At 73.4% G+C, this 3,682-nt stretch carries 3 protein-coding genes and 5 tRNA genes; 3 read left to right on the top strand and 5 right to left on the bottom strand.

The window, feature by feature from the left end; translation table 11 throughout:
* Positions 1–103 precede the first annotated feature (103 nt).
* The 5 genes from ACFV6I_RS38470 to ACFV6I_RS38450 form a co-directional block, all read right to left on the bottom strand.
* Positions 104–175 (bottom strand) — tRNA-Val (locus tag ACFV6I_RS38470).
* Positions 176–216: 41 nt separating this feature from the next.
* Positions 217–288, bottom strand: a tRNA-Val gene (locus tag ACFV6I_RS38465).
* Positions 289–329: 41 nt separating this feature from the next.
* Positions 330–401: transfer RNA gene (locus tag ACFV6I_RS38460), tRNA-Val, on the bottom strand.
* A gap of 38 nt (positions 402–439) precedes the next feature.
* Positions 440–510, bottom strand: a tRNA-Cys gene (locus tag ACFV6I_RS38455).
* A gap of 40 nt (positions 511–550) precedes the next feature.
* A tRNA-Gly gene (locus ACFV6I_RS38450) sits at positions 551–623 on the bottom strand.
* 321 nt (positions 624–944) lie between these two features.
* On the opposite strand from ACFV6I_RS38450, the gene ACFV6I_RS38445 reads away from it, so the two are divergent.
* From ACFV6I_RS38445 to ACFV6I_RS38435, 3 genes are all read left to right on the top strand, one after another.
* Positions 945–2,006: a chorismate-binding protein gene (locus ACFV6I_RS38445; protein ID WP_380430822.1), complete on the top strand. Its 1,062-nt coding sequence runs from the start codon at positions 945–947 to the stop codon at positions 2,004–2,006.
* A 38-nt stretch (positions 2,007–2,044) separates the two neighbouring features.
* Positions 2,045–2,875 carry an aminodeoxychorismate lyase gene (locus ACFV6I_RS38440; RefSeq protein WP_063346826.1) on the top strand — a complete coding sequence of 277 codons (831 nt, stop codon included), beginning with the start codon at positions 2,045–2,047 and terminating at the stop codon, positions 2,873–2,875.
* A gap of 55 nt (positions 2,876–2,930) precedes the next feature.
* Positions 2,931–3,682: GNAT family N-acetyltransferase (locus ACFV6I_RS38435; protein WP_380430819.1), on the top strand; the 752-nt coding region annotated here is incomplete at its 3' end.

The raw sequence follows: 3,682 nt of genomic DNA, 5'->3' as shown, positions 1-3,682 counted from the left end.
TGGGATTGAACCAGTGACCCCTACCGTGTCAAGGTAGTGCTCTCCCGCTGAGCTAATCGCGCCTGGTGTGGCGGTCCTGCAGCAGACCCCGAAGGGCCCGACGTGCGCGATACTGGGATTGAACCAGTGACCCCTACCGTGTCAAGGTAGTGCTCTCCCGCTGAGCTAATCGCGCCTGGTGTGGCGGTCCTGCAGCAGACCCCGAAGGGCCCGACGTGCGCGATACTGGGATTGAACCAGTGACCCCTACCGTGTCAAGGTAGTGCTCTCCCGCTGAGCTAATCGCGCCTGGTGTGGCGGTCCTGCAGCAGACCCCGAAGGATCCAACGTGCGCGATACTGGGATTGAACCAGTGACCCCTACCGTGTCAAGGTAGTGCTCTCCCGCTGAGCTAATCGCGCGGGGAGGTCTTCCGGCCGGAACCGGTCGAACCTCTCGGAGGTGGAGACGGGATTTGAACCCGTGTACACGGCTTTGCAGGCCGTTGCCTCGCCTCTCGGCCACTCCACCAGGCAACACACGAAGAACGATCTTACACTGTTCTCCATCGAGCGGACGACGAGATTCGAACTCGCGACCCTCACCTTGGCAAGGTGATGCTCTACCAACTGAGCCACGTCCGCCTGTCTCCCGGGACCTTCACCGCTTTTCTTCGGCTGCGCTCCCTGGCGACGTGTTGAACTCTAGCGGATTCCTGGGCCAGCTAAAAATCCGTTCCCGCAGCGTGCCGATGGGATGCCCGCCGAGCGCCTCCCCGCCGCCCCCTCGACCCGGCCACCGGCCGCCACCTGCGGCGCTTCCGGACGATCATCCGCAGGCCACCCGGCGCACACCCGCGCGACGCCGGGCGCTGCTCACACCCCCGAGTCACACCCCCGCGCCGGGCCCGCACCCCCGACCTACACTTCAGGCACCGCCGCCCAGGACCACCGCGCAGGAGAACCGTGTCCGGCCCCACCGAACCCAGCACCCCGCTCGCCCGCTTCGGCGGCCGCCTGGCCACCGGCCTGCGTGACGTCACCTCGGACCCGGCGGCCCTGGACTCCACCGGCTACTGGGCCGTCGCCTACGACTTCGAGGGTCGGCTGACCTGCGCCCGCTTCGACGACGTCCGCCCCGCCCCCGCGCCGCCCTCGGGCGCCGGCTGGCGCGGACCGGAGGCCGGCGACTGGCACAGCTCCCTGGACCGCTCCGCCTACACCGCGGGCGTACGCCGCATCCGCGAGCACATAGCCGCCGGCGAGGTCTACCAGGCGAACCTCTGCCGCGTGCTGTCCGCACCGCTGCCCGACCCGGCCCGCAGCGACGTCGACGCCCTCACCGGCCTCCTCGCCCACGGCAACCCCGCCCCCTACGCCGGCACCATCCGCCTGCCCGGGTACGGCGTCGAGATCGCCACCGCCTCACCCGAGCTGTACCTGCGCCGCACCGGCCGCACCGTCTCCTCCGGCCCGATCAAGGGCACCGGCCGCACCGAGGACGACCTCCTCGACAAGGACCACGCCGAGAACGTGATGATCGTCGACCTGGTCCGCAACGACCTCGGGCAGGTCTGCGCGACCGGCAGCGTCACCGTCCCCGACCTGTGCGCCGTCGAGAAGCACCCCGGCCTGGTCCACCTGGTGTCCACCGTCGAGGGCACCCTGCGCGAGGGCGCCGGCTGGCCCGAGCTGCTCGCCGCCACCTTCCCGCCCGGCTCCGTCACCGGCGCCCCCAAGTCCAGCGCCCTGCGGATCATCGACGCCCTGGAGACCGCCCCGCGCGGCCCGTACTGCGGCGCCGTCGGCTGGGTCGACGCCGACCGCGGCGAGGGCGAACTCGCCGTCGGCATCCGCACCTTCTGGCTCGACCGGACCGACCCCGAGGCGCCCGTGCTGCGCTTCGGCACCGGCGCCGGCATCACCTGGGGCTCCGACCCCGACCGCGAGTGGGCGGAAACCGAACTGAAGGCCGCCCGCCTGGTCGCGATAGCGTCGGGCAGCGACACCGACCCGACGGGGGCATGAACCGCCCCGCCCCCACCCCGCCCAAGGAGCAGCCCTCGATGCAGAACCCGACCACGAGCTGGGTCAACGGGGCGCTCGTCGACTCCGCCGACGCCGCCGTCTCGGTCCTCGACCACGGACTCACCACCGGCGACGGGGTGTTCGAGACCCTGAAGGCCACCGACGGCCGGGCCTTCGCCGTCACCCGGCACCTCGACCGGCTCACCCGCTCCGCCCGCGGCCTCGGCCTGCCCGACCCGGACCACGACCTGGTCCGCGAGGCCTGCGCCCAGGTCCTCGCCGCCAACCCGGCCCCGCTCGGCCGCCTGCGCGTCACCTACACGGGCGGCACCTCCCCGCTCGGCTCCGAGCGCGGCACCGCCGGCCCCACCCTCGTCGTCGCCCTCGGCGCGATCAACCGCCGCCCCGACGAGACCGCCGCCGCCGTCGTCCCGTGGCGCCGCAACGAGCACAGCGCCGTCGCCGGCCTCAAGACCACCTCGTACGCCGAGAACGTCGTCGCCCTGGCCGCCGCCCACCGCGCCGGCGCCTCGGAGGCCCTGTTCGCCAACACCGTCGGCCTGCTCTGCGAGGGCACCGGCTCCAACGTCTTCGTCGTCCTCGGCGGCCGCCTGCTCACCCCCACCCTCGCCTCCGGCTGCCTGGCCGGCATCACCCGGCAGCTGGTCGTCGACTGGTGCGGCGCCGAGGAGGCCGACCTGCCGCTCAGCGCCCTCCAGGACGCCGACGAGGTCTTCCTGACCTCCACCACCCGTGACGTCCAGGCCGTGACCCGGGTGGACGACCGCGAGCTGCCCGGCATCGGCCCCGTCACCGCCAAGGCCATGGCCGTCTTCGCCGAACGCAGCGGCGACGACCTCGACCCGTGATCCCCGCAACGGCAACCCGGGCATAGGGGCCCGGGCGCGGGGAAGGGACCACCACATGACCACGACGCTGCGCCCCGAGGGCCCGGAGACACCCACCGACGCCGGCGGCCGCACCAGGCGCTGGCAGATCTGCGCCAACGGCCGCCAGGTCGGCGCGCTGCGCACCACCGCCATCCCGCATGGCAGCCAACTCTGGGGCGAGATATCGGAGTTGGAGGTCAGAGAAGGCCGGGGTCGGGGCCGCGGCACGTTCGGCGCGCTGGCCGCGGAGGAGGTGCTGCGCAACTGGGACTGCACCCGGGTGGACGCCAACATCCCCGAGACGGCGCGGATCGCCCGGGGGCTCGCCACCACCCTCGGCTACACCGAGCGGATGCGGAACCTGGCCAAGCGGCTGACCGCCGCCCCCGCCCTGCCCGCCGGCATCACCGCCGACCGGATCGAGCCCCCGGAGTTCCAGGCCTGGCTCGACCGGGCCGCGCGGGGCTACCTCCGCTCGCTCGTGGAGTCCGGGCTCAGCGAGGAGCAGGCCCGCGCCCGGTCCCAGCTGGACCACCGGCGCCAGCTCCCGCAGGGCGCCGACAGCCCCGGCGTCGCCCTGCGCCGCCTGCGCGCGGACGGCGAAGCCGAGCCGCTCGGCTCGCTCTGGGTGGACTTCCACCGGCGCGACCTGCCGAACGGCGGGCCGCTCGCCTGGGTGATGACCGTCGAGGTGGGGCCCGGCCCCCCGGGGCGGGGGCAACGCCGCACACAGCTGGTGGGGGGCCCAAGCCGAGGGCCGGGAGCCCGCGGGGGGGGCCCCCGGCG

Origin of the sequence: Kitasatospora sp. NPDC059803, from assembly GCF_042732255.1 — a bacterium.
GTDB lineage: Bacteria > Actinomycetota > Actinomycetes > Streptomycetales > Streptomycetaceae > Kitasatospora.
The sequence above is the reverse complement of the archived record's forward strand: the minus strand, read 5'-3'. Positions and strand labels throughout refer to the sequence as shown.

Excerpts from the sequence above, each read along its gene's own strand:
- ACFV6I_RS38440 (WP_063346826.1), top strand. The coding sequence starts at position 2,045 with ATGCAGAACCCGACCACGAGCTGGGTCAACGGGGCGCTCGTCGACTCC.